Source organism: Novosphingobium sp. B-7, assembly GCF_000410615.1.
In the GTDB taxonomy this organism is placed as follows: Bacteria; Pseudomonadota; Alphaproteobacteria; order Sphingomonadales; family Sphingomonadaceae; genus Novosphingobium; species Novosphingobium capsulatum.
Genome location: NZ_APCQ01000478.1, coordinates 1 through 2,492, shown reverse-complemented (window position 1 = coordinate 2,492; position 2,492 = coordinate 1). Strand labels below are relative to the sequence as shown.

Annotated in this window: 3 protein-coding genes and 1 pseudogene; 3 read left to right on the top strand and 1 reads right to left on the bottom strand. The window is 61.7% G+C overall.

The annotated features are described in order from the left end of the window. Window positions 1–337: 337 nt before the first annotated feature. Window positions 338–660, bottom strand: a pseudogene (locus H926_RS34480) (VirB4 family type IV secretion/conjugal transfer ATPase); the annotation flags it as partial. Window positions 661–784: 124 nt separating this feature from the next. On the opposite strand from H926_RS34480, the gene H926_RS0105705 reads away from it, so the two are divergent. The 3 genes from H926_RS0105705 to H926_RS0105695 all read left to right on the top strand — a co-directional run. Next, window positions 785–1,099 carry a hypothetical protein gene (locus H926_RS0105705; protein ID WP_022675454.1) on the top strand — a complete coding sequence of 105 codons (315 nt, stop codon included), beginning with the start codon at window positions 785–787 and terminating at the stop codon, window positions 1,097–1,099. A 206-nt stretch (window positions 1,100–1,305) separates the two neighbouring features. Continuing rightward, window positions 1,306–2,019 (top strand): flagellar hook basal-body protein, encoded by a 714-nt coding sequence (locus H926_RS0105700; RefSeq protein ID WP_022675453.1) that lies wholly within the window; start codon window positions 1,306–1,308, stop codon window positions 2,017–2,019. An 8-nt stretch (window positions 2,020–2,027) separates the two neighbouring features. Then, the coding region (locus tag H926_RS0105695) for a flagellar hook-basal body complex protein (protein WP_158441939.1) at window positions 2,028–2,492 on the top strand (465 nt) is incomplete at its 3' end.

The following is a 2,492-nucleotide window of genomic DNA, read 5'->3' as shown; positions in this document are numbered from 1 at the left end:
GCATGCCCCACCCCATGCGATCATCTCAATCTACACCAGAAATTACACCACGAGCGCGGACGCTAACCCACGATCAGCTTCTAGGGCCTGGACTGGCCGGTTGAAGACAGTCGGCTTGTGGGACGAGATCGCCAATAGCAGACGTTAGCCGCCGGACTCGCGAGACGGCAGCATGGCTGCGTAGTGGGTCGCGAACCTCGTCTTGAGGTCGATACCTCGCTGCGAGCAGACCAGTCTGCCGGCTTCTCGCCGACCGCAGCCTGAGTTCGGCGAGCCGTTCCGGAATCACCGCCCGATCCTCACCGATCATTCGTGCGACAACGCCCCTATCTTCCATGGCGAGCCCCGCAAAATTACCCGTCGAGACGAGTCCGCGCCGCGCGATATATTTGAAATTGCCCGGGAACTGTGCCCAGAAGGCCGGTTCTAGCGCGATTTCCTCGCGTACCGCGATGATCCCGAGATCGGCGAGGGTTGCCTGCACCTCAGCGACCGCGGCGTCGACCTCGGCAGGCGAGGCGCCGCGGACAGCCGCCGTCATATGATGTTCGCCGAACCCCGAGCGGCCCGCGGCGACCTCGTCCTTGGCGCTCGCCAGTTCGGAGCGGAGGCTGATCGCTTGTCTTCGGCCGAGCGCATCCGCCGCAGCGTCAGGTTCATTCATCGCGGAGCTTCGGCCATTGTGGATCGGTGATACGGGATTGCGTTTCAGTTCAAAGGTCTTGTTCACCAGGCAATGGAAAAACAACGATCAACTTGGTTCATAACGCGCGACTTCGCTCATGTGCTTTCGGAATCGCGAGCCTTCGGCACGGCCGAGGCATCGACGATCCAGTATCGATATACCACTTTCGGCGAGTTGCAGCAGTTCACCGACGCACGCGGCCAGGTCACGGCCTATGTCTATGACGATCGCGGCCTGCGCCTCTATTACAGTGGCTTTGGCGAAGTGCGGCAGGCGGTTCGCTATGCGACGAGCTTCACCGCTTCCGACGCGACGACCACTGCCGATCTCGATACGACGTTCGGGGCCGAGACTGCGGCGCCTCCGGCACGGCGGCTGTCACGACCTTCGAATATGAAAAGCGCGGCCTTGTAACCAAGACGACCGATGTCGAGCGCTGGTACCGGTTCGGCGTCCGCGAGATGGGCTAGATGGGTTATGCGGCTGTCTTGATGGGGCGGCACTCCATCCAAAATGGACACAGTTGTAATCGCTTATTCACTCGGTTTGCCGCGATAATGGAATCGCCGCTCTTGACTGCGCCACGCCGACAAACGATTTGTTAACCATGTTTTGGGGGCATGGTCTTGGGCAACTTAATCGACGCGGCTGCTGCTATACTTTCGAATACCGAAAAGCGGCTGGAAACTATATCTAACAATATAGCAAATACTTCTACGCCGGGGTTTAAGAGAATAATCTCCGGATTCGCGACCGAATCGGGCGAAAATCGCAAAATTGACATCAAGCCCATTCAGACATTGAGGAATGATAGTTCTCAAGGTGTGCTGAAGCAGACGGGGAGTTCCCTGGATATTGCAATTTCAGGTATTGGGTATTTCCTTGTCCGGCGTGAGGATCAATATTTCCTGACCCGGGCCGGCGGCTTCTCGCGCGGTCCCGAAGGGGCGCTGCGGACCGCCGAGGGGTTGGTCCTGCAGCTTGCCGGCGGGGCGGATGCGGCGGTCGAAAGCGACGCGGTGGAAATTCTGGGGGACGGCACGATCCTTGATCGCGGTACCCCGGTCGGGCGGATCGGCGTCTATGCGGCGCCGTCGGACGGCGTGGACCGGGGCGGCGGCCTGATCCGCATCGCGAGCGAGCCCGACCTGGCCGATGAAGGGGCGTATGAGGTCCGGCAGGCGATGCTCGAATCGTCGAATGTCGTGCTGAGCGACGAGATGGTCGCGCTGATGGCGAACACCCGGCAGGCCGAAGGGGGCGCGCAGCTGGTGCGGCTCTACGACCAGCTGATCGGGCAGGCGATCACGACTTTTGCAAGGGCAGGACGATGAACGGGGCCATGGATATCGGCGCGGTGGCGCTGCGCGCGCAGCAGCGTGCGCTCGACACGATCGCCAATAATGTCGCGAATGTGAACACGCCGACTTACAAGCGCGTCGACAGCAGTTTTTCTGAAGTCATGGGGCGGCAGATCCAGCCGGCCAGCCAGACCGCGCTCCTCGCGTCGCGCGAACTGCTGCCGGCGGGCGGCGTCCGCTTTTCGCCGCAGGAAATGCTGTTCGAGCAGGGGGAGCTGCGCGTTACCGGCAATCGGCTCGACCTCGCGGTCGACGGCGCGGGATTTATCGAACTGCTCGGCCCCGACGGCCAGCTCCTGCTATGGCGCGGCGGGCGGCTCCAGATGCTCGACGACGGACTGCTCGCGAGCGACAGCGGCCACGCCCTGCGCGCGAATATTTCGGTCCCTCTGACGATCACCGCCGAAGGGGTGGTCAAGGCGGATCTGCCGGCTCTGTTGCAAAGA